Source organism: Planktothrix prolifica NIVA-CYA 540 (assembly GCF_963864145.1).
GTDB lineage: Bacteria > Cyanobacteriota > Cyanobacteriia > Cyanobacteriales > Microcoleaceae > Planktothrix > Planktothrix agardhii.
In genome coordinates this window covers 1,623,447-1,645,438 of the sequence record NZ_CAWLTW010000001.1, presented here as the reverse complement: position 1 = coordinate 1,645,438, position 21,992 = coordinate 1,623,447, and the positions used below count along the sequence as shown (strand labels likewise).

The following is a 21,992-nucleotide window of genomic DNA, read 5'->3' as shown; positions in this document are numbered from 1 at the left end:
GATAAGTACCTGAACAAAATTAATTACACATCCTCTACCCTGTTCTCTCCCCCCCTAGCCCCCCGTGCACGGGGGGTTTGGGGGGGCTGTTCCCTCTCTCAACTAGGTAATTTATTTTGTGCAACTACTTAGTAGATCTAAGGATAAATTAAAATACTTCTGTCCCTTCAAACTGTTTAATATTTTGCAGTTTGGCGGACTCTCCACAGGTGCGAGGAGTCGGTAACATTTTACCAGGGTTGGCTAAACCTTTGGGGTTAAAAACTGTTCTCACCCATTCCATGGTTTCTAAATCAACTTCGTTGAACATTTGGGGCATATAACACTTTTTATCCGCACCAATACCATGTTCACCGGATAAACTTCCCCCCACTTCAACACATATTTTAAGAATTTCTCCACCAATTTCTTCAACGGTTTCTAATGCACCTGGAACGGAATTATCATATAAAATTAAAGGATGTAAATTGCCATCCCCGGCATGAAAGACATTAGCAATACGATATCCGTATTTTTCTCCCAGTGCTTCAATTTCTTTTAAAACATAAGCCATTTTTGTCCGAGGAATTACGCCATCTTGAACATAATAATCAGGACTGACATGACCTGCTGCGGCGAAAGCTGCTTTCCGTCCTTTCCAAATTTTTAACCGATCTTCTGCATTACTAGCAGTGGTAATATTTCTCGCCCCATTGTTTCTACAAATTTCACTAACTCGTTGTTTATTAGTATCGACTTCCACCTGTAAACCATCTAATTCAACTAATAGAATTGCCCCGGCATCCCGTGGATATAAACCAATTTTCACCACGTCTTCAACGGCATTAATACTGAGGTTATCCATAATTTCCATGCCCCCAGGAATAATCCCCGAACTAATAATATCAGAAACCGCAGATCCAGCCGATTCTAAATTGGTAAAATCTGCTAATAAGACACAAATTGATTCTGGTGTTTTTAAAATTCTTAATGTAACTTCAGTAGCAATGCCTAACGTCCCTTCTGAACCGACAAATAACCCGGTTAAATCATATCCCGGCATTTCGGGAATATCGCCACCAATATCAACAATATCACCATCGGGAGTGACGATTTTTAGCCCTAGAATATGGTTAGTTGTCACCCCATATTTTAAACAATGAACTCCGCCAGAATTTTCGGCAACATTGCCACCAATAGAACAAATAATTTGACTAGAAGGGTCAGGAGCATAATAAAAACCTGCCCCACTAACTGCTTGTGTTACCCAATTATTAATTACTCCTGGTTGCACTACAACGCGCTGATTTTCTAGGTCAATATTTAGGATTTTTCGCATTAAAGCGGTGACAATTAAAACACAATCTTCTACGGGTAAAGCGCCACCAGAAAGTCCTGTTCCCGCTCCTCGCGCGACCCAAGGAATAGAATTGCGATCGCAAATTTTAACTACTTCTGCGACTTCTTCTGTGGTTTTTGGTAACACAACTAATGCGGGGCGTTGACGATAACTGGTCAGTCCATCACATTCATAAACCAGTAATTCTTCTCGACGTTGAATCACGCCTTTTTTCCCAACTATAGCCTCAAATTGTGGAATTAAGGGTTGCCAATTTCGGGTTACTTTTGATTGTTCAGCCAGCATAGGAATAAACATCAGGAGGATTAGGGATGGTTTATATTATATCGTTTTTCAGGAATATTTTTATCATTTATTTTAAGCATTCATTTTAATTGGTTATAAATTTTTTGCCAGTATGGAAGACAAAAATAGTTTTTATATAGAATAACTAAATCAAGGATATAATAGAGCTATAGGATTTTTATTCAAACTGTAATTCCTAAAATAAGAGTGCATATTAAAGAGTGTATACTAGAAAAAAGCGATTATGGAGCCGTTTTGAATGTCAACCCTGGTAGAAAGAATCACAATCAATCCTAGGCAATGTGGTGGTCGTCCCTGTATTCGAGGGATGAGAATTCGGGTATCCGATGTGTTAGACTTGTTTGCGGCTGGACTAACTGCTGAAGATATATTAGAAGAAATGCCTGATCTCGAAGCAGATGATTTGAAAGCATCTCTTTTGTATGCCTCCCGCAAACTAACAACACAAGCTAACACTTCATGGCAGCAAAAACTTTGAATTGGATTTAATGGAAAAAACAAAATGAATGAACAATTACTACTCAATAAATGGCAAAAATTAAAATTAGAAGATCAAGAAAGAGTTTTAGCTTTTATAGATGCTATTGACCCAGAAAAGCCAGAAGAAAAATTATCTGAAACTACTGAATCTCTTTACAAACCCCAGACACAATTAGGTAAAAATCTTTGGGAAATCAGACAAAAAATAATTAAAGATCCCAATACTAAATTATTAGATTTGGATGATATCGAAGCTGAGTTAGATGAAATTAGAAGTAAAAATAAATGACAATTATTCTAACTTATTTGGATTCGGGAGTTTTAATTGCTGCGGCTAGGGGGACTGATATAGTATCCTTAAAAGCTAACTCAATTTTAGATAGTAAACAGCGACAATTTTGTTCTAGCTATTTTGTCAGATTAGAAATTTTAACAAAAGCTAAATATCATAAACAGCAAGACGAAGTTAATTTCTATGAAACTTTTTTTGCTGGTTGTGCTATTTGGGCTAATGATTTAGATACCATTGTCAATTTAGCAGAAGAATTAGCCGCAAAATATGGATTAAATGCTTTAGATGCTTTACAGGTTGCGGCTGCTATTTCAGTAAATGCTGATGAATTTATTACTACAGAAAAGACAACTAAACCATTACATCGAGTAACAGAAATAAAAGTTATTTTTTTTGCTAGTTAAACTTAAGCCAAAATTCAATTAAAGCATAATATTTATTTGTAAATAATGCTTGTAACATCCTCTTCTTTGATTTGAATAGTCTTACAAGAATCAGGCAAATTTTCAAAGCTGTCTAGTATTTCTTTTAACCTCTTATTGGGTTTTTCATCTTCATATTTTTTTATAAGTTCAGCACAAGGAGAAATATAATAATATTTATCAGTTTGGGCTATTAAGAAAACAGAATTTAATTTTTTTAATTTTAATTGGTCGCTATCTTTAAGCAGCTCAATTTGTTTCAGATACTCTTTAAAATTAGTATTTCCATTTTGAGATAAAATTAATTCTACAATTGTTGGATTTCCACCTCCTAAATTAGCTGGAATTACAGGATAAATATTATAAGAGTATTCTTTAATATTAAATAGAGTTAATATTGTGATTGTTGTAATTAACCAGTATCTCGCTTGTACAAATAAAATAGTTTTTGAATCAGTATTAACTTTCTTTGAAATTAAAAAATATAATGAAGCTCCTATAATCAACAATGGTAAATACCAGCCTAGAAAAAAATGTGTTAATGAAAAATAATAATCATCGATGTAGGTTTTGAGTGTGAATTTACTGTATCCATTAAATAATAAATTTAATAAATAATCCGGCGTTATATAAATTCTTTTGATGTAACTTGTTGTTAATGATAAATATAAAAATACATGAGTTATTAAGATACTTGTTATTATTTGGATGATAAATAGCATTGATTTGGGGAATCCAATCATTTTTTTATTGAGTATAACCGGTTTGTTCAATAAAATAATTGGTTTTTCTCGAAATTGAATAATTATTATGTTAACTTTGTCTTTAAATTCAATAATCATTTTGTTAAATAGAATAATTATTTCTATTAACGATAATGAGCCAAAAAACAATGTGGCTATTATAAATATATGTTTAGGAATTGTTATACTATCAAGTAAAGCAATTATTATACAAACAAATAAAATCAAAGAAGATATTAAAAAAGAAGGAGATTGAGTTATTTTTTCATTCTGTTTTTCTTCTTCGATCTCATTGATTGTTTGGATAATAAAAGGTAGCCAAACTATAGCTACATTAATGATAAAAAATAACCCTACACTAATATATTTAGTTTGTAGTAAAGTTATTTCAGTTATGCCATAATTCAATAAATGGCTACGAGTAATAATGAAACCAAAAAAGTAAAGTATTCCAGAAACTTTAAGTATTTCACTAAAAAAATTATTGCCCGACAAAAAAACTGTTAATTTATGAAAAAAGCTGGAAGATTGCCCTTCATTATTCATAGCTTAACTCCGTCGTGATGAATATTAATATAATAAACCCCCTCCCCAATTTGGGAAGGGGGTTGAGGGGTTAACTCTTAGAATTGACCACCCTAAATAGCAACCGCCATGCTCGCATCCGACGCTTCAGGACTATCTTTTTCCGAAGGAGGAACAACCTGCCAAAATTTAGGTAAATACTCCGACCAGTTCGCCAGAATAGTTTTAGCCTTCTCGCTGACCGTGTGTTCAGCGTGTTGTGTGATTAACTCTTTTAACTGCTGTTCCCCAGCAGGTGTAGATACCCGTTGAATTTTAACAATTTCCGGGTTAATCATTTCAGGAAACTCCCCATCTTCATCGAGGAAATACCCCAAACCTCCGGTCTGTCCGGCGCCCACATTCCGCCCCACCTTACCGAGAACTACAACCACCCCACCCGTCATATATTCACAACAGTGGTCGCCAGCACCCTCAATAACGGCTTTACCCAAGGAATTCCGCACCGCGAACCGTTCTCCGGCTTTTCCGTAGGCGTATAACGTTCCTCCGGTCGCCCCATATAAACAGGTATTCCCGATAATCACATTCTCCGAGGGGTCGTAGGTAACAGCCGCCGGGGGTTTAATAATAATCTCTCCCCCGTGCATCCCCTTCCCGACATAATCATTCGCTTCCCCCGTCAGAGTTAACTTAATTCCGGGGAGGTTAAAAGCGCCAAAACTCTGACCCGCCGCCCCGGTAAAATTCAGGTTAATTTGGCCAGCAAAGCCACTATTTCCATATAGAGAGGCGATTTTCCCAGCAATGCGCGTCCCCACCGTCCGGTCGGTATTAACTATCCGCAGGGTTTTCGTTACCGTCCCCTGGTTTTGAATAGCGGTGGCAATTTCCGCATCTTCTAATAAGACATCATCCAACACCGGGCCGTTACTATGGATGGGTTCATGGTTTAACCAGTTGCGATCGCTTGTTACAGGCGCTTGGGTAAAGACCTCTAAATTCAAGTGTTGGGTCTTAGCAACATTCACCCCATTCCGACGTTTTAACAGGTCAGACCGTCCAATTAAATCCACTAATTTCCGATATCCCAACCGGGCTAGAATATGGCGGACTTCTTCGGCGACGAAATAGAAGAAATTGACCACATGACCCGGAGTTCCAGGGAAACGTTGTCGCAAACGTTCTTGTTGAGATGTCACCCCCACGGGACAGTTATTAGTATGGCAAATCCGGGCCATAATACAGCCTTCTGCAATCATAGCAATGGTTCCGAAGCCGAATTCCTCAGCCCCCATTAATGCCCCCATCACCACATCCCAGCCACTTTTGAAACCACCATCTACCCGCAACCGCACCCGGTCGCGGAGTTTATTACCCATCAACACCCGATGGACTTCCGTTAACCCCAATTCCCAAGGACTTCCGGCGTGTTTAATTGAAGTTAGGGGAGAGGCGCCCGTCCCACCGTCATGGCCAGAAATTTGGATATAATCGGCGTTAGCTTTAGCAACTCCGGCGGCAATAGTTCCAATTCCGACTTCTGCAACTAATTTGACCGAAACCGTCGCTTTCGGGTTAATTTGGTGCAGGTCAAAGATTAATTGGGCTAGGTCTTCAATGGAATAAATATCATGGTGAGGAGGAGGGGAAATTAAGGTGACGCCGGGTTTCGACCGTCGCAACATAGCAATATATTCGCTAACTTTCTTCCCAGGAAGTTGTCCCCCTTCCCCTGGTTTAGCCCCTTGAGCCACTTTAATTTCAATGGACTTGGCGTTCATCAGGTATTCGGGCGTGACTCCAAACCTTCCCGACGCCACCTGTTTAATTGCTGAACTGGCGCTATCTCCGTTTTGGAGTCCTTTTAAATGGGGACGTCCGGCCGAAATCCCATTTTCATCGACATCGTTAAAAATCTTGTAGCGGGCGGGATCTTCCCCACCTTCCCCGGAGTTGGATTTTCCGCCCAAACGGTTCATGGCGATCGCCAATACTTCATGGGCTTCGGGAGATAGGGCCCCCAGGGACATCCCCCCGGTACAGAAGCGTTTGACAATTTCTTCAACTGTTTCTACTTCTTCTAAGGGGATAGAATTGCGATCGCTATTAAAGTCCAACAAATCCCGCAAGGCCGTGGCTGGGCGGTTTTCCACAAATTGACGATACAGTTCGTACAAATCAAACCGTTGTTCTGCCTGTTGTTGTGCTTGTTGTTGTGCTTTAGCACCATCTACCCGTTGTTGTGCTTGTTGTTGTGCTTTAGCACCATCTACCCGTTGTTGTGCTTTAGCACCATCTGGAGACGCGCCGTGGCTCGTCTCTACAAGGGGGCCAGAACGCACCGCCTGATGTAGCAATTTTGTCATTTCGGGGTTATTTAAGTGATATTCTCCCCGCTTCATGGCATTGACAAACCCGAAGTTTTCTAACTTTTTCGCCTCTAGGGGAAACGCCTTAGCATGGAATTGATAAACCTCCTGGCTTAACTCAGAAATGCTTAAACCCCCAACGCGAGACACCGTACCCCGGAAACCCATTTCCAGTAAATCTTCCCCAATCCCAATAGCTTCAAAGATTTGCGCCCCACGATAGGAAGATAACAGAGAAATTCCCATCTTCGATAAAATCTTGAGTAACCCATCTTCGACGGCTTGGCGATAGTTTTTCTGGGCATCTTCCATGGTCATCGGGAGAACTTTGCCCTTCGACAGATTGTTCTGAATTAGGGGACTAGACCACCAATGACGCACGGTTTCTAAGGCCATATAGGGACAAATTGCCGAAGCCCCGTAACCGACTAAACAGGCAAAATGATGGGTACTCCAAGATTGGGCCGTTTCCACCACCAGGGAGGCTTGTAACCGTTTGCCGATTTTAATTAAATAATGGTGAACTGCTCCCACAGCTAACAAGGGCGGAATATAGGTCTGTTCGGCCGTTAATCCGCGATCGGACAGAATAATAATTTCTTTGCCCTGATCCACCGCTTCGGCGGCTTTTTCACAGAGCCGGGTCAGGGCGATCGTCGCACCATTCGGCCCTCCTTCCAAACCATAGAGGGTAGAAAGGGTGATCCCCGGAAAATCCGACTGACGTAAGGCTTCTAACTCCGCCTCATTCAGCAGGGGTGAGTTAATTTTATACAGTCGGGCGTCTTCGGGTTTCAGGTCTAACAAATTCCCCCGTTTCCCTAACTGCATGGAGAGGGACATGACAATCCGTTCTCGCAACGGATCAATCGGTGGGTTTGTTACCTGAGCAAACCGTTGTTTAAAGTAGTTATATAACAACTGAGGTTTATCCGAAAGCACCGCTAGGGGCGTATCATCCCCCATACAAAACGTCGCTTCCTTGGCCGTACTCGCCATATCGGAAATTTGGATATCCACATCCTCCGCCCCATAGCCAAAGGCGGTTTGCTGTTGGAGGAGGGTATCCGGTGCTAATTGTTTTTCACCAATAAAAGCCTGGGGTTCCGCCTCCTGGCGATATTGTTCTAACCAGGAGCGATAGGGGTGTTCATGGGCGACCCGTTGTTTGATCTGCCAATTTTTCAGAACTTCATGGGTACTCAAATCCACCGCAATCATTTGTCCTGGCCCTAAACGGCCTTTTTCCTGAATTTGGTCTTCGGGAATATCCACCACCCCGGCTTCGGAGGAAACCATGATCACGCCATCTTTGGTGATACAGTAGCGGGCGGGACGCAGGCCATTACGATCCAAACAGGCCCCAATTTGTTTACCATCACTGAAGACCAATAAAGCTGGGCCGTCCCAAGGTTCTTGGATACCGCTATAATATTCGTAAAAATCCGTAATTTCGGGTAAATCTTTCAGGTTAGGCTGGTTTTGATAGGCTTCGGGAACCATAATCATCAGCGCTTCTAAGGGACAGCGCCCAGTTCTCACCAGCAACTCCAGGGAATTATCTAAATTAGCCGAGTCGCTATTAGTCGCATCCACAAAGGGAATTAGGGTTTTTAAGCGATCGCCCCAAACCGGATGGGCTAACACATTTTCCCGCGCCCGCATCCAGTTAATATTCCCCAACAGCGTATTAATTTCCCCATTATGTCCCAATAGTCGCATCGGTTGAGCCAGGGGCCAGCGCGGCATGGTATTGGTACTGAAGCGTCGATGGTAAACTGCGAAATTGCTCTTATAGTCGGGGTTAACTAAATCTAAATAAAATTCTCCCAGGATCGCTGATCGCACCATGCCTTTATAAACAATAGTACGGCAGGAGAAGGAACAAATATAAATATCCTCACCCCAGACTAACCCATCTTGTTTCAAGGCTACCCCGGAAGATCGACGGGCTAAAAACAGTTGTCGGTCAAGATCATCCCCGGTATTTCCCTTAGCCGAATAAACCATAACTTGTTCGATGCGGGGTTGATTTTCCCGCGCCTGTACTCCCAGGACTTCCGGTTTAACCGGGACTTCTCGCCAACCGATAATAACTAATTCTTCTTGTTTGAGGTCAGTTTCAATAATTTCGCGGGCTTTAATCGCTAAATCAGCATCTTGGGGTAAAAATACCATCCCCACCCCAAATTTAAACTCTGGCTCTTGCAGAATATCAATATTTCGTTCAGCAAACCAAGGGGCTAATAATTCCCAAGGAATAGCGGTCATGATCCCCGCCCCATCCCCGGAGTCTTGGTCAGCGCTACAGCCGCCCCGATGTTCTAAACAGGTTAAAGCAGGTAAGGCTTTTTGAATAATAGAATGATTAGCACCCCCGGACGGGTTGGCGATAAATCCCACCCCGCAAGCGTCTCTTTCTTCCACTAACCAAGGTTGACCGGGGTAGGGATAGCCCATATTTCCTGCTATGCAATCTTGTTGATGGTTTTGTTCCGGGTTGTGATTAACTCTAGTGTTATCCATATCTTGATTATATTGAGTGAGGATGCTTGAAGCGATTGAATTTTAACCAAAATTGACATCGGGTTCAAAAACCCTAGTCTGACTAGCATACACCTAATTGGGTCAGGGTAGGGGTGAAAATTCAAGATCTGTTGACATATCAGATTGTTTAGGATAGATGGTTGGTTAGTAACCGTCATCAATATGGACTAATTATTAGGATGGTAATATGCCAAATTTTAATTTAATTCACCAACCGAAAAAGATTATTTTATTGTTAAGTATTTTGGGGTTAAGTGTTTTGCCCATTTCTACCCTCGCCGAATCTCAAACAAATCCAAGCAAAAAACAAGGAAGCCAAATTGAAATTAATGGTAATTTAATTAATCTTCCTTGGCAAATTGATCAATCTAATCGTAACTCAAAAATTGCTGTTAAAATTAGTGATATCGGATTAATGCAGAATCTGGGTATTAATCTCCTTGATACCAATAATAGTTCCCAACAGCCGATTCAATGGTTTTCTTCTCAATCGAATTTATCGGCGGAATATATTAATCCCTATCGCTATTTGGATTTATCAAATTTTGCTGAATCTTCCCAATGGCAAATCAAACCGGAAGGAAGCAAATTAAAAATTACTATTCCTCCTTCTACTATTCAATCTTTGCGGATTGAACCTTTATCTGTAGCCAGTAATTTACCTCAAAGCAATTCTACCTTTTCACCTCAAAAAATTATTATTGAACTCGATAAACCGACAATTTGGCAACAACCTAACCCAGAAATCAAAAAGCGATCGCCTTCTACTCCCTCCCAACCTTCTCCCCCCCTAACGGATGATCCAACTACCCGAAATCAGACAAATTCCCCTCAACCTGTTACTCCGATTTTACAAGATTGGAATTTAATTTTAGAAGCTAATATTACCCCTAAACTTTTATCCGATAGTCCAGAATTTTTTAAGTCTAGTATTCTGAGCAAAAGCCCAAATTTAATTCCACCAAATCCTAATTATACTAATCTACAATTACAATCTCAAAATAATCAAACTCAGGTTAAATTTAGTCTTCCTCCCGGTTGGCGTCCGGTGGTTACTAGCTTAAACTCTCCCTATCGTTTAATAATTGAGATTAAACCAGATTTTCTCACCCCCAAAAATATTTTATGGAAACCCGGAATTAGATGGAGACAGGACTATATTGAAATTCCTAAAACTGAAGTATCTTTAGGATCTTTACTCAATCAAATTTTAAAACCATCTCAACCCTCGGTTGATCAATTTCCGGTATATTGGTTAGAAATCAATATCAATCAACCCGAAATCAACCTAACTCCAATTTTAAGTAATCCTGATGCTCGTCAAGGTACGTCAGCTTTATTAGATATAGCAAAGCAAGCACAAGTTCCCATAGCCATTAATGGCGGTTTTTTTAATCGCAATAATCAGCTACCATTAGGAGCAATTCGCTTAAATAATAATTGGTTATCGAGTCCAATTTTAAATCGAGGAGTCATTGCTTGGGAAAAGGGTAAACCTATTATAATGAATCGTTTAATCTTAAAAGAAACCTTAACTACAGCGTCGGGTCAAACTTTCCCTCTACAATATCTTAATAGTGCTTATGTTGAAGCCGGAATTTCTCGTTATAATTCCGATTGGGGAAAATCCTATAGCCCGATTAACCAGCAAGAAAATATTATTGTAGTTGAAAATAACCAAATTATCCGTTATATTGAACCGAATAAACCAGAATCATCTGTTATTAATATTCCAACTCAGGGTTATTTATTAGTTGTTCGAGGTAATTCCGAATTATTAAAATTATTACCCGTTGGAACTCGTTTACAATTAAACAGCCAAACCGAACCCACTGAATATCAAAATTATCCTAATATTTTAGGGGCCGGGCCCTTATTAATTCAAAATCGTCAAATTGTTTTAGATGCCGCCAAAGAAAGATTTAATCCCGCCTTTCAACAACAAAAAGCCATTCGGAGTGCGATCGCTATTACTAATAATAATACCTTAATGTTGGTCGCCGTTCATAACCGCCCCAATGGTTCCGGGCCCAGTCTAGCAGAACTCGCCCAAATATTGCAAAAATTAGGAGCCGTAACCGCCCTGAATTTAGACGGAGGAAGTTCCACCAGTCTCTATCTCGGAGGATATTATTTAGACCGTCCTTTATCCACCGCAGCACCCGTTCATAATGGTCTAGGAATTGCGATCACAGATCATTAGGGTTAAAGCAGATTATGATAGATCATAGCAAGCCAGGTGTATTTACTAAGGTAGTTGTGGGGAGTATTCTGGAGAACGCACAAGAGCCATCCAAGGGCTTTTGAATACCACCCCAGGTTTTAATATCAATTGAACTTAGGTAAAATCTTTGATAAGGAAATAGGATTATGGTAGCAGTCAAGGAAAGTGTGGCAAATTCTAAAGCTTCCACCGAGAATATCCCCAGTATCGGTAATACTCCCACGGAATTGAGACCTTGGGGTTCATTTACAACCTTGGAAGAAGGGCCAGGATATAAAATTAAACGGATTGAAGTCAAACCCGGTCATCGGTTGAGTTTACAGATGCACCACCATCGGAGTGAACACTGGATTGTGGTAGCCGGAACCGCTAAAGTAGTTTGTGGAGACAGTGAAGAAGTTTTATTCTCTAACCAGTCCACCTATGTTCCTCAATGTACTTCCCACCGTTTGGAAAATCCCGGTGTGATTCCTCTGATTTTAATTGAAGTCCAGAACGGGGAATATTTGGGAGAGGATGATATTATCCGATTCCAAGATGACTATGCTCGTACCCCGGCATAAAGCGCACCAAAAACTCATATTTCCGGTAATCTAAAAATAGATTAACGTTTCTGTGAGTAGGTGTTTCATGATTTCTCTGAGTCCAGCAGCTACCCGTGAGGTGCTCCGCCTCCAGTCCAAGCAAAATAATCCTCATCTATCCTTTCGTCTTGGGGTACAAAAGGGCGGCTGTTGCGACTGGTCTTATACCATGGGATTTGATGAAACCCAGCAGTCGAGCGATATAGTTTATCAGTCTGATCAGATTAAAATTGTAGTTGAGCCAGAAAATTTAAAGTACCTAGAAAACTTAACGATTGACTATTCTGAAGACTTAATGGGAGGTGGGTTTCGCTTCCAAAACCCCAACACCACCCAAAGCTGTAGCTGCGGTCATTCCTTTGTCGCAAAATCTCAATAACATATTCAATTACCCAAAACCCATTACCCATTACCTATTTGCAAAAAGTGTTGATCTAGGTTATTATGATCTTTTGGGTGTCAACATCTGACCATACTTTTGAAAGAAAGTCCCGTCCCCAGGTAGGGGAGGGATATTTCAGTGGAGATACCTCAAAACTTCAAATTGCCGAATTATTTCAGTATGTCGTAACTCATGCCCACTATCCAGCAACTAATTCGTTCTGCACGGGAACAGACTCAGAAGAAAACAAAATCGCCCGCCCTAAAGAGTTGCCCTCAACGGCGGGGAGTCTGCACAAGGGTTTATACAACCACCCCCAAAAAACCTAATTCCGCGCTGCGTAAGGTGGCAAGGGTGCGGCTAACCTCTGGCTATGAAGTGACAGCATATATTCCGGGTATTGGTCACAACTTGCAAGAACACTCCGTAGTAATGATTCGAGGCGGTCGGGTGAAAGATTTGCCTGGAGTTCGATATCACATTATTCGCGGAACATTAGATACGGCGGGAGTCAAAGATCGTCGTCAAGGACGCTCGAAGTATGGCGCCAAGCGTCCTAAGTAGGAGCTTTGAGTCAGGGCTAAGTTAAAAGTTGTGGCGGTGTTGTTGGAGCAAGACTAACAACATTAAGCCTTTGGTGACTTGTCCCCATCGCTGAAAATCTTAAATTATCTATTGTGTTAAGGAAGATACAATATGTCTCGTCGCAGAGTTGTTCAGAAGCGTCCGATCCCAGTTGATCCGGTCTATAACAGTCGCTTAATTAGCATGATGGTACGTCGCATCATGAAACATGGAAAGAAATCTATCGCCTACCGGATCATTTATCAGGCGCTCAAAACCATCGAAGAAAGAACGGGTTCAGAGCCTCTTGAGGTATTTGAAAAAGCCATTCGGAATGCGACTCCCCTGGTGGAAGTCAAAGCCCGGCGGGTGGGTGGTGCAACCTATCAGGTTCCCATGGAAGTTCGCTCAGAAAGAGGAACAGCTTTAGCCCTCCGTTGGTTAATTCAATATGCTAGAGCCAGAACCGGACGTTCTATGTCCGTGCGGTTGGCAAATGAACTGATGGATGCCGCTAACGAAACTGGAAGTGCAGTTCGTAAACGGGAAGAAACTCACCGGATGGCAGAAGCAAATAAAGCCTTTGCCCATTATCGGTACTAAAAAAATGGATAGCAGTGATATCCGTAAACGTATAAAATCTTAATAAAGGTTTAAAAAAGGAGGTAGCTGTGGCACGTACCGTCCCGCTTGAGAGAGTAAGGAACATTGGTATTGCAGCCCATATTGACGCGGGCAAAACAACCACAACGGAGCGGATTCTATTCTACTCCGGCATGGTTCATAAAATGGGCGAAGTCCATGAAGGAACAGCAGTAACCGACTGGATGGCTCAAGAGCGGGAGCGTGGAATTACCATCACGGCTGCCGCTATTACCACCAGTTGGAAAGATCATAAGATCAATATCATTGATACTCCGGGTCACGTTGACTTCACCATTGAAGTCGAACGTTCGATGCGGGTGTTAGATGGTGTAATTGCTGTTTTTTGTTCAGTCGGTGGTGTACAACCCCAGTCTGAAACTGTTTGGAGACAAGCAGAACGTTATAAAGTTCCTCGGATCGTCTTTGTGAACAAGATGGATCGCACGGGTGCGAACTTTTTCAAAGTTTATGAGCAAATCCGCGATCGCTTAAGGGCGAATGCCGTTCCGATCCAGATCCCGATTGGTAGTGAAAACGACTTCCAGGGATTAGTGGATTTGGTAGAGATGAAAGCTTATCTCTACAACGACGACGATAAAGGAACGGATTTTGAGGTCACTGATCAAATTCCCGAAGCGGTGAAAAAGATAGCCGAGGAATATCGGGTGAAATTGGTGGAGTCGGTTTCTGAAACCGATGATCGCCTGATGGAGAAGTACCTAGAAGGTGAAGAACCGACGAATGAAGAAATTCGGACTCAGTTACGCAAAGGGACAATTGCCGGGAAGATTGTTCCTCTGCTGTGTGGTTCTGCTTTCAAAAATAAAGGGGTACAACAACTGTTAGATGCAGTGGTTGACTATCTCCCGGCTCCATCGGAAGTTCCTCCGATCCAAGGCACTTTATCAAATGGTGACGTTGACGTCCGTTATGCCAATGACGAAGCACCTTTATCGGCCTTAGCGTTCAAGATCATGGCCGATCCTTACGGACGCTTGACCTTCGTTCGAGTCTATTCCGGTGTTCTACAAAAGGGCAGTTATGTCCTGAACTCCAGCAAGGATAAAAAAGAACGAATTTCTCGCTTGATTGTTCTCAAAGCTGATGATCGGATCGAAGTCGATGAACTGCGGGCTGGAGACTTAGGGGCAGCCTTGGGTTTGAAAGATACCCTCACCGGTGATACCCTCTGTGATGACACGAAACCGATTATTTTGGAATCTCTGTTCATCCCCGAACCTGTGATTTCCGTGGCAGTGGAACCAAAAACCAAACAGGATATGGAAAAACTCTCCAAAGCTCTCCAATCTTTGTCAGAGGAAGATCCTACCTTCCGGGTTTCTGTGGATTCCGAGACCAACCAAACCGTAATTGCGGGGATGGGCGAACTGCACTTAGAAATTCTGGTTGACCGGATGTTACGCGAGTTCAAAGTGGAAGCGAATGTGGGTGCGCCCCAGGTTGCTTATCGGGAAACCATCCGTAAACCTGTGAATCGAGTCGAAGGCAAATTCATCCGCCAAAGTGGTGGTAAAGGTCAATACGGTCACGTTGTGATTAATCTCGAACCCGGTGAACCCGGTAGCGGGTTTGAATTTGTTTCCAAAATCGTTGGTGGAACTGTACCTAAAGAGTACATCAACCCGGCGGAACAAGGGATGAAGGAAGCCTGCGAAACAGGTGTGGTGGCAGGTTATCCTCTGATTGATGTGAAAGCGACTCTGGTGGATGGTTCTTACCACGATGTAGACTCCTCAGAAATGGCATTCAAGATCGCTGGCTCCATGGCACTCAAAGAAGCGGTGAGTAAAGCCTCACCCGTGCTGTTAGAGCCGATGATGAAAGTTGAGGTAGAAGTCCCAGAAGACTTTATTGGTAACGTCATTGGGGATTTGAACTCTCGCCGGGGCCAAATCGAGGGTCAAGGAACAGAACAGGGTATTGCCAAAGTGACCGCTAAGGTTCCCTTAGCTCAGATGTTTGGTTATGCCACGGATATCCGTTCCAAAACCCAAGGTCGGGGGATTTTCACCATGGAGTTTAGCCATTATGAGGAAGTTCCTCGTAGCGTGGCTGAAGTCATTGTTGCCAAAAATAAAGGCAACTAAATTGGCAGTCGGGTTGGGGTTGACAGTTACGGGTTAATCGCCCATAACCAATACCTAACCCGGTGCTGACCATTATTTTTCTTGAAAACTTTCAATTCTTAACTGAAAATGGCACGCGCAAAATTTGAACGGAACAAACCCCACGTTAATATCGGTACCATCGGTCACGTTGACCACGGTAAAACCACTTTAACGGCTGCAATTACCATGACTTTAGCTGCTCTGGGTCAAGCCACAGCTAAAAAATATGATCAAATTGATGCCGCACCCGAAGAAAAAGCCCGGGGGATTACGATCAATACAGCCCACGTTGAATACGAAACCAAAACCCGTCACTATGCTCACGTTGACTGTCCTGGTCACGCTGACTATGTGAAAAACATGATCACCGGCGCTGCCCAGATGGACGGTGCGATTTTAGTGGTATCGGCGGCTGATGGCCCCATGCCCCAAACCCGTGAACATATCCTGTTAGCCAAACAGGTCGGGGTTCCCAATATCGTTGTCTTCATGAATAAAGAAGACATGGTGGATGATGCTGAACTGTTGGAATTGGTGGAACTGGAAATCCGGGAACTGTTAACCTCCTACGGTTTCGCCGGTGATGATATCCCCATTGTTGCTGGCTCGGCTAAAGAAGCTTTAGATTTCATGGTGGCTAACCCCAAAGCCGTCGTAGGCGACAATAAATGGGTAGATAAAATTTACAAGCTGATGGAAGAAGTGGATGCCTATATCCCCACTCCTGAGCGTGATATTGATAAGCCTTTCTTGATGGCTGTTGAAGATGTCTTCTCCATTACTGGAAGGGGTACGGTGGCAACGGGTCGGATTGAACGGGGTAAAGTCAAAGTTGGCGATAACGTTGAACTGGTGGGAATTAGAGCGACTCGTGCTACCACCGTCACGGGTATAGAAATGTTTAAAAAGAGTCTGGAAGAAGGGATGGCCGGAGATAACGCTGGTCTTCTCTTACGCGGTATCCAGAAAGCTGATATTGAACGGGGTATGGTGATTGCTAAACCGAGTTCGATTACCCCTCATACCATATTTGAATCTGAAGTCTATATTTTGAAGGACACAGAAGGTGGACGTAAAACTCCTTTTTTCGAGGGTTATCGTCCTCAGTTCTATGTCCGGACAACCGATGTTACTGGAACCATTAAAGCCTTTACCTCCGATGAAGGTGACGCAGTTGAAATGGTCATGCCTGGTGACCGGATTAAAATGACGGTGGAACTGATCAACGCTATCGCTATTGAACAAGGGATGCGCTTTGCTATCCGTGAAGGTGGCCGTACCGTTGGTGCTGGTGTTGTCTCCAAAATTCTGAAGTAAGCTGCTTTGTGAATTAAAACTGCAAAGTTGATGGTAAGGTTGCAGAAAAGTGGAAGGGTTTGATCCGGTTTCTGCACCTTATACCTGTCAATATTAAGTGACTGATCAAGCCGATAATCCTGAACCTAGAAAACTGAACACCCCATGGCAACTATTCAACAACAAAAAATTCGGATTCGTCTCAAAGCCTTTGATCGTCGTTTACTCGATACCTCTTGCGAGAAGATTGTAGATACGGCGAATCGGACTAGCGCCACTGCGGTTGGGCCGATTCCTTTACCCACAAAACGCCGGATTTACTGCTTATTGCGTTCCCCCCACGTTGATAAAGATTCCCGGGAACACTTCGAGACTCGTACCCATCGTCGCATTATTGATATTTATCAGCCTTCTTCTAAAACCATTGATGCTTTGATGAAATTGGATTTACCCGCCGGGGTAGATATTGAAGTGAAACTTTAATTTTTTGCTTCGACTATTCCCAACCTACTCAACCTGACCTTTTAATATGGGTTCTGAGTAGGTTTTTTGATATTCAGAAATTGACCCAATATCTGCTACGTTGTTAATAGCTCTTACTTAACGGACAATGGCGTCATTTTCCTCAACTGCTGTTCGAGAACTTCCTCTGTTTCCGCTACCGGAAGTGGTTTTATTTCCGGGTAGACCCCTACCCCTGCATATTTTTGAATTTCGTTATCGGATTATGATCAATACCATCCTAAATGCGGATCGCCGGTTTGGGGTATTAATGTTTGATCCGAATCAAGGTCAAGTTGCTGCCGTGGGTTGCTGTGCGGAAATTGTCCAACATCAACGTTTACCGGATGATCGGATCAAAATGCTGACTTTGGGACAGCAACGATTTCGGGTATTAGAAGCGGTTCGAGAAAAGCCGTATTTGGTGGGTTTAGTGGAATGGATCGAAGACAAACCCCCCCAACAGGATTTAAGACCCCTAGCAACTGAAGTAGAAGGTTTGTTGCGCGATGTAGTTCGTCTATCAGGAAAGTTGATGGAACAAAATATTGAACTTCCTGATGATATTCCCAGTTTACCAACGGAACTTTCCTACTGGGTGGCTAGTAATCTCTATGGAGTCGCAACCGAACAACAAACGCTGTTAGAAATGCAAAGTACCGTCGCTCGTTTAGAACGGGAAGTGGAGATTTTAACTTCAACCCGCAGCCATTTAGCTGCCCGTACAGCTTTAAAAGATGCTTTAGAGTGAACTACCCACACTGACATCGAAAAATTGGGTCTAAAACCCCTAACTTCTTGATCAAGAACCCTTTGATATGGAGTTGATTACTACTCAATACCCACCAAAAAGCCTGGTAATTTCACCAAAAAACGAGCGGAAGCCCCTAGCTTTAGCTATGGGGAGGTAAGCGGTGGTGGCTTTAGCCACCGTCAAGATTAAATTCTCTAATAAGTCTTTTGAGTGCAGCAGACATACTGCACCCCCACAAACTAGCAATCTTGGTTAACTTTTCAGACTCTAGCTCATCTAGGTACGCGGGGACAGGATGTTTTTTTGTTGCCATGACGTTACACACAAAGTATTGATACTATGTTATTCTAGTGTCAGGAGGTAACAAAATGTTTGGATGTCAGCAAAATCTCATTAGTCCCGACACAGAACTCAAAGCAATCCTAGAGTTTTTGTGCGCAGAGTCTTCAAAATTAACTAATTGTGGGATCTATTATTCTCGTCAAATATATTTCAAAGAGGGGAGAATACCCAATAGGGCAGAATTGCATAAAGTGTTAGGGACAGAAAATCAGAACCTACACTACCAAGCTTTCTATTCAGATACCGCACAACAAATTCTAACTAGCGTGTCCGAATCCTTTAAATCCTATATCGGTTTACTAAAAGGAGTCGCAAAGGGTACTGTAACCCAAAAACCTAGACTACCTGGCTACAGAAAAGGAGGACTATCTTTGGTGACTTTTACGGGTCGCTCTGTCAAACTTAAAGACAATCAACTAAGATTCCCTTTGGGTGGCAAAGTAAAAGCATGGTTTGGGATAGATTCTTTTTACTTGCCAATGCCCTCGAATTTAGATTTTAAGGACATTCGAGAATATCGAATCTTGCCTAGAAACGGATGCTTTTATTTAGAGCTTGTCTATAAGTCTCAAAATATCCAATCTAATGTCAATCCATTAAATGCTTTGATGATAGATCATGGCATGGATAATTGGTTAACCTGCGTTTCTAATGTGAGGACAAGCTTTATCGTTGATGGAAGACACTTAAAATCTATCAATCAATGGTATAACAAGCAAGTTGCATTATTAACAAAGGATACGCCCAACGGTTATTGGACTAAAAGGCTTCAGTCTCTAACAGAGAATCGTAATCGCACAATGCGAGACGCTATAAATAAAGCCGCCAGAAAAGTAATCAATCATTGCCTTGACAACCAAATTGGGACTATCGTATTTGGGTGGAACAAGGGCATGAAGGATGGCGCAAATATGGGAGCTAAAACCAATCAAAAGTTTGTTCAGATCCCAACCTCAAGGTTAAAGGATAGAATTGCTCAACTGTGTGAACAGCATGGAATTAGATTCGTCGAAACCGAAGAATCTTATACCTCCAAGGCAAGTTTTTTAGACTTGGATCTACTACCTAAATTCGGCGAAAAACCTGAAGGGTGGCAACCAAGTGGAAAACGAGTCAAGAGAGGTTTATATCGAACTGCTGATAATTGGTTGATCAACGCAGATTGCAATGGTGCGGCCAATATTGGGCGAAAAGTAGCGACAATACTAGGACTTGATCTTAGTGGAGTCAGTAGAGGGGAATTGACAGCCCCTTTGAGAGTCCCTTTGTGGGCTTAGTCAAGAATCCCCCGCATTTATGCGTGGGGAGTGTCAAACAACCAGGCTTTAGAAATTTTTAATCATAAATTCTTCTAGGGCTAAGGTTAACCCAAATGGGTTCCACCGTCGCCTAGCTGAATATCAGTATGTGATCAAGGAATAATTTAGACCCGGCGCATTTCAGCTTCCAGAACCTGAATCAAATTCTCATCTCCATTAGCTCTAGCAACTTCTAAGCGATGTTCCAATCTTTTTTGGATATTAGCCCGATGGACGTCAGAGAGTTTAATGGAGTTTCTGCGTAGATTTGTGTTTAACATGGACTTTTTTAGATAATCTTTTGTGCTTACTCCTCTATTATATAGCCCCTTTTGTTAAAATTGGATGACATAGGTGAAAAATCTTAAAATTTTGTAACGTAAGCTACAGCTTTATTTAAAAAACCTGTATCGAGTATTTATACTTATGGAGATTTGAGCGGTTTATGGGAATGATGTCACCCTCCTGCGGGTTGATTTATTTTAAGATCGCACCCTCAATCCTCAATATTCCTTGGATTTCATTAGCCGTTGCTGGTGCTAGTAACACACCATTGCGATAATGTCCAGTAGCCAATAGAATATTCTTAAACCCTGGTAAATTGCCAATCACCGGGGCTGGAATCCCGTCAGGACGGGGACGTAACCCCGACCATTGCTTAATAATAGTTGCATTTTCCAAAGCCGGACAAATAGCGATCGCACCTTTTAACACTAAATTCAATAGTTCAGAATTAGCTAAAATTTCATCCCCGTGTTCAGGAAATTCCACCGTTGCCCCAATCCAATATTCTGCATTTCCTAACGGTACAATATGAATATCATTACCCGTAATTACAGGTTCAAATCCCAAATTCCCCAAGGTTTCCAGACAACGAACTTGCAACGCCTGTCCTAAAACTGGACGAATATGAATCAATTTTTCCCGATTATTTTCTTTAGCAATATCAGAAATTAACGGCGTTGTCCCTAAACCCGCAGACACCACAACCCAATCACTATCTAACTCTCCTGTACTGGTTTTCAAGAATTGACAAACCTGCTGATTATTTGCCGTTTTTACTATTTCCAAAGATTCTACTTTAACACCGAATTGAAAAGTTACCCCCCGACTTTTAGCCGCCTCGACTAAGGCTAAAGTTAAGGCCGTTGGATCAACTTGTCGATCCTGGGGAGAATAGACCGCACCCAAAACTTTTCCATGATCAATCTGAGGATATTTAACCTTAACTTGATCTTGATCTAACCATTGCAATTCTAACCCTTGACTTTGGCGTAAATTAATTAAATTTTTCCATTTTTCCAATTCATCTTCCCCATAAGATAATAATACAATACCTTGCCGATTAAAAGGAATAATCTTACCCGTAATTGCTTCTAATTCGGGAATTAAACTTTCATAACGCTGCATACTAAACTCTCGCAGTCGCCACGCCCGTCCCTTGGTTTTCTGACTAATAATTCCCATCAAAACCCCCAATGCTGAACCAGTTGAGCCTTGAGCCGGAGGATTTTGATCAATAACAGTAATTTTTAAATCAGGATTTTGGGAGAGTTCATAGGCAATGGTTGCCCCGACCACACCACAACCAATAATAACAATAGAATTCATAAAAAATCTTAAAAAACGTTGTTGGGCTAAAGCCCCTCTTACCCGTTGTTGGGCTTTAGCCCCTCTTACCCGTTGTTGGGCTTTAGCCCTGAGAAATAAAAGAGCGCGCTAAAGCGCAACAACGGCGCAACAACGGCGCAACAAAATATTGAGTTTAATTAAGCGTTAGGAACTAAACTCAAGAATGAATCTAAATCTTTCAGCGCTTCTTGATATCCTGACGCCGCTTGAATTGGATCACGAGCTTCTGCGGCTTTGGAAACCGTAACTAAATGTTCAAACACTTCTCTCGACAATTTAGTCGCTTTCGGTTGAACATCGGGCAACAAATTTTTAGTAATATAATTCATTTCTTGCAACAATGATCCCAATGGCCCATGCACAAAGGCATCCACTTGTACCCAATTCCGAGCACTAATATACCGAGGAAGTTCGGTGGTAAAGCGATCGCGCAGAGCCACAATATCAGTGTTATGTTTTTGGATTTGTTGAATTTGAATTTCCGTGTAGGTGGTGGGAATTGCCGCTTTTGGAGAACTGCAACCGACCACAAAAGTTGTCACCAGGGCTAAGACACAGGCCAAAATTGAACGATAAACTTTCATATCCTAACTGTTTGAATTTTACTAAAAAAAC

20 protein-coding genes are annotated in these 21,992 nt (G+C 42.1%); 14 read left to right on the top strand and 6 right to left on the bottom strand.

The window, feature by feature from the left end; all coding sequences use genetic code 11:
- Positions 1-148: 148 nt before the first annotated feature.
- Complete coding sequence (gene glcD, locus AC559H_RS07575) at positions 149-1,624, bottom strand: glycolate oxidase subunit GlcD (RefSeq protein ID WP_026794190.1); 1,476 nt, start codon at positions 1,622-1,624, stop codon at positions 149-151.
- 259 nt (positions 1,625-1,883) lie between these two features.
- Here glcD and AC559H_RS07570 point away from each other — a divergent pair, with 259 nt between their 5' ends.
- From AC559H_RS07570 to AC559H_RS07560, 3 genes are read left to right on the top strand one after another with little or no spacing between them, the layout of a single operon-like run.
- Positions 1,884-2,123, top strand: a complete 240-nt coding sequence (locus tag AC559H_RS07570; protein ID WP_042152468.1) for a DUF433 domain-containing protein — start codon at positions 1,884-1,886, stop codon at positions 2,121-2,123.
- A 24-nt stretch (positions 2,124-2,147) separates the two neighbouring features.
- On the top strand, positions 2,148-2,414 hold the full coding sequence (locus tag AC559H_RS07565; RefSeq protein WP_026794189.1) for a hypothetical protein: 267 nt from the start codon (positions 2,148-2,150) through the stop codon (positions 2,412-2,414).
- Positions 2,411-2,821, top strand: a complete 411-nt coding sequence (locus tag AC559H_RS07560) for a type II toxin-antitoxin system VapC family toxin (protein ID WP_026794188.1) — start codon at positions 2,411-2,413, stop codon at positions 2,819-2,821. Before AC559H_RS07565 ends, AC559H_RS07560 begins: the two co-directional genes overlap by 4 nt.
- A 32-nt stretch (positions 2,822-2,853) precedes the next feature.
- Here AC559H_RS07560 and AC559H_RS07555 read toward each other — a convergent pair whose 3' ends face one another.
- Complete coding sequence (locus tag AC559H_RS07555) at positions 2,854-4,128, bottom strand: hypothetical protein (protein WP_026794187.1); 1,275 nt, start codon at positions 4,126-4,128, stop codon at positions 2,854-2,856.
- Positions 4,129-4,220: 92 nt separating this feature from the next.
- Positions 4,221-9,005 (bottom strand): glutamate synthase-related protein, encoded by a 4,785-nt coding sequence (locus AC559H_RS07550; protein WP_026794186.1) that lies wholly within the window; start codon positions 9,003-9,005, stop codon positions 4,221-4,223.
- Between the two features lie 208 nt (positions 9,006-9,213).
- On the opposite strand from AC559H_RS07550, the gene AC559H_RS07545 reads away from it, so the two are divergent.
- From AC559H_RS07545 to AC559H_RS07495, 11 genes are all read left to right on the top strand, one after another.
- On the top strand, positions 9,214-11,229 hold the full coding sequence (locus AC559H_RS07545) for a phosphodiester glycosidase family protein (protein ID WP_051319468.1): 2,016 nt from the start codon (positions 9,214-9,216) through the stop codon (positions 11,227-11,229).
- Between the two features lie 167 nt (positions 11,230-11,396).
- A complete protein-coding gene (locus AC559H_RS07540; RefSeq protein WP_026786429.1) occupies positions 11,397-11,813 on the top strand; it encodes a cupin domain-containing protein in 417 nt (138 codons plus the stop codon).
- Positions 11,814-11,880: 67 nt separating this feature from the next.
- On the top strand, positions 11,881-12,213 hold the full coding sequence (locus AC559H_RS07535; protein WP_026794185.1) for a HesB/IscA family protein: 333 nt from the start codon (positions 11,881-11,883) through the stop codon (positions 12,211-12,213).
- A gap of 77 nt (positions 12,214-12,290) precedes the next feature.
- Positions 12,291-12,545 carry a hypothetical protein gene (locus AC559H_RS07530; protein ID WP_227351544.1) on the top strand — a complete coding sequence of 85 codons (255 nt, stop codon included), beginning with the start codon at positions 12,291-12,293 and terminating at the stop codon, positions 12,543-12,545.
- The gene (rpsL, locus tag AC559H_RS07525) at positions 12,430-12,780 is read left to right on the top strand and encodes a 30S ribosomal protein S12 (protein ID WP_227351462.1); all 351 of its coding nucleotides are present in this window, start codon (positions 12,430-12,432) and stop codon (positions 12,778-12,780) included. Before AC559H_RS07530 ends, rpsL begins: the two co-directional genes overlap by 116 nt.
- A gap of 132 nt (positions 12,781-12,912) precedes the next feature.
- On the top strand, positions 12,913-13,383 hold the full coding sequence (gene rpsG / locus AC559H_RS07520) for a 30S ribosomal protein S7 (protein WP_026786432.1): 471 nt from the start codon (positions 12,913-12,915) through the stop codon (positions 13,381-13,383).
- Between the two features lie 68 nt (positions 13,384-13,451).
- Positions 13,452-15,533, top strand: a complete 2,082-nt coding sequence (gene fusA / locus AC559H_RS07515; RefSeq protein ID WP_026786433.1) for an elongation factor G — start codon at positions 13,452-13,454, stop codon at positions 15,531-15,533.
- 108 nt (positions 15,534-15,641) lie between these two features.
- A complete protein-coding gene (tuf, locus tag AC559H_RS07510; protein WP_026794184.1) occupies positions 15,642-16,871 on the top strand; it encodes an elongation factor Tu in 1,230 nt (409 codons plus the stop codon).
- 144 nt (positions 16,872-17,015) lie between these two features.
- Positions 17,016-17,333: a 30S ribosomal protein S10 gene (gene rpsJ, locus AC559H_RS07505; protein WP_026786435.1), complete on the top strand. Its 318-nt coding sequence runs from the start codon at positions 17,016-17,018 to the stop codon at positions 17,331-17,333.
- A gap of 127 nt (positions 17,334-17,460) precedes the next feature.
- Entirely contained in the window at positions 17,461-18,102 is a 642-nt protein-coding gene (locus AC559H_RS07500; RefSeq protein WP_026786436.1) for an LON peptidase substrate-binding domain-containing protein, read from the top strand.
- 371 nt (positions 18,103-18,473) lie between these two features.
- Positions 18,474-19,724 (top strand): RNA-guided endonuclease InsQ/TnpB family protein, encoded by a 1,251-nt coding sequence (locus tag AC559H_RS07495; RefSeq protein ID WP_026798476.1) that lies wholly within the window; start codon positions 18,474-18,476, stop codon positions 19,722-19,724.
- Between the two features lie 146 nt (positions 19,725-19,870).
- On the opposite strand, the gene pirA is transcribed toward AC559H_RS07495, so the two are convergent.
- From pirA to psbQ, 3 genes are all read right to left on the bottom strand, one after another.
- On the bottom strand, positions 19,871-20,026 hold the full coding sequence (gene pirA / locus AC559H_RS07490) for an arginine synthesis PII-interacting regulator PirA (RefSeq protein WP_162832329.1): 156 nt from the start codon (positions 20,024-20,026) through the stop codon (positions 19,871-19,873).
- Positions 20,027-20,222: 196 nt separating this feature from the next.
- A complete protein-coding gene (locus tag AC559H_RS07485) occupies positions 20,223-21,356 on the bottom strand; it encodes an NAD(P)/FAD-dependent oxidoreductase (protein ID WP_026794183.1) in 1,134 nt (377 codons plus the stop codon).
- A 158-nt stretch (positions 21,357-21,514) separates the two neighbouring features.
- Positions 21,515-21,961 carry a photosystem II protein PsbQ gene (gene psbQ, locus AC559H_RS07480; RefSeq protein ID WP_026786439.1) on the bottom strand — a complete coding sequence of 149 codons (447 nt, stop codon included), beginning with the start codon at positions 21,959-21,961 and terminating at the stop codon, positions 21,515-21,517.
- Between the last annotated feature and the right edge of the window lie 31 nt (positions 21,962-21,992).

Bases quoted from the DNA above. Each gene is read 5' to 3' on its own strand.
- rpsG (WP_026786432.1), top strand. From the start codon at position 12,913: ATGTCTCGTCGCAGAGTTGTTCAGAAGCGTCCGATCCCAGTTGATCCG.
- AC559H_RS07550 (WP_026794186.1), bottom strand. From the start codon at position 9,005: ATGGATAACACTAGAGTTAATCACAACCCGGAACAAAACCATCAACAA.
- AC559H_RS07540 (WP_026786429.1), top strand. From the start codon at position 11,397: ATGGTAGCAGTCAAGGAAAGTGTGGCAAATTCTAAAGCTTCCACCGAG.
- AC559H_RS07485 (WP_026794183.1), bottom strand. From the start codon at position 21,356: ATGAATTCTATTGTTATTATTGGTTGTGGTGTGGTCGGGGCAACCATT.
- tuf (WP_026794184.1), top strand. From the start codon at position 15,642: ATGGCACGCGCAAAATTTGAACGGAACAAACCCCACGTTAATATCGGT.
- psbQ (WP_026786439.1), bottom strand. From the start codon at position 21,961: ATGAAAGTTTATCGTTCAATTTTGGCCTGTGTCTTAGCCCTGGTGACA.
- AC559H_RS07545 (WP_051319468.1), top strand. From the start codon at position 9,214: ATGCCAAATTTTAATTTAATTCACCAACCGAAAAAGATTATTTTATTG.
- pirA (WP_162832329.1), bottom strand. From the start codon at position 20,026: ATGTTAAACACAAATCTACGCAGAAACTCCATTAAACTCTCTGACGTC.
- AC559H_RS07495 (WP_026798476.1), top strand. From the start codon at position 18,474: ATGTTTGGATGTCAGCAAAATCTCATTAGTCCCGACACAGAACTCAAA.
- AC559H_RS07565 (WP_026794189.1), top strand. From the start codon at position 2,148: ATGAATGAACAATTACTACTCAATAAATGGCAAAAATTAAAATTAGAA.
- rpsJ (WP_026786435.1), top strand. From the start codon at position 17,016: ATGGCAACTATTCAACAACAAAAAATTCGGATTCGTCTCAAAGCCTTT.
- glcD (WP_026794190.1), bottom strand. From the start codon at position 1,624: ATGCTGGCTGAACAATCAAAAGTAACCCGAAATTGGCAACCCTTAATT.
- AC559H_RS07535 (WP_026794185.1), top strand. From the start codon at position 11,881: ATGATTTCTCTGAGTCCAGCAGCTACCCGTGAGGTGCTCCGCCTCCAG.
- AC559H_RS07570 (WP_042152468.1), top strand. From the start codon at position 1,884: ATGTCAACCCTGGTAGAAAGAATCACAATCAATCCTAGGCAATGTGGT.
- AC559H_RS07555 (WP_026794187.1), bottom strand. From the start codon at position 4,128: ATGAATAATGAAGGGCAATCTTCCAGCTTTTTTCATAAATTAACAGTT.
- AC559H_RS07560 (WP_026794188.1), top strand. From the start codon at position 2,411: ATGACAATTATTCTAACTTATTTGGATTCGGGAGTTTTAATTGCTGCG.
- AC559H_RS07500 (WP_026786436.1), top strand. From the start codon at position 17,461: ATGGCGTCATTTTCCTCAACTGCTGTTCGAGAACTTCCTCTGTTTCCG.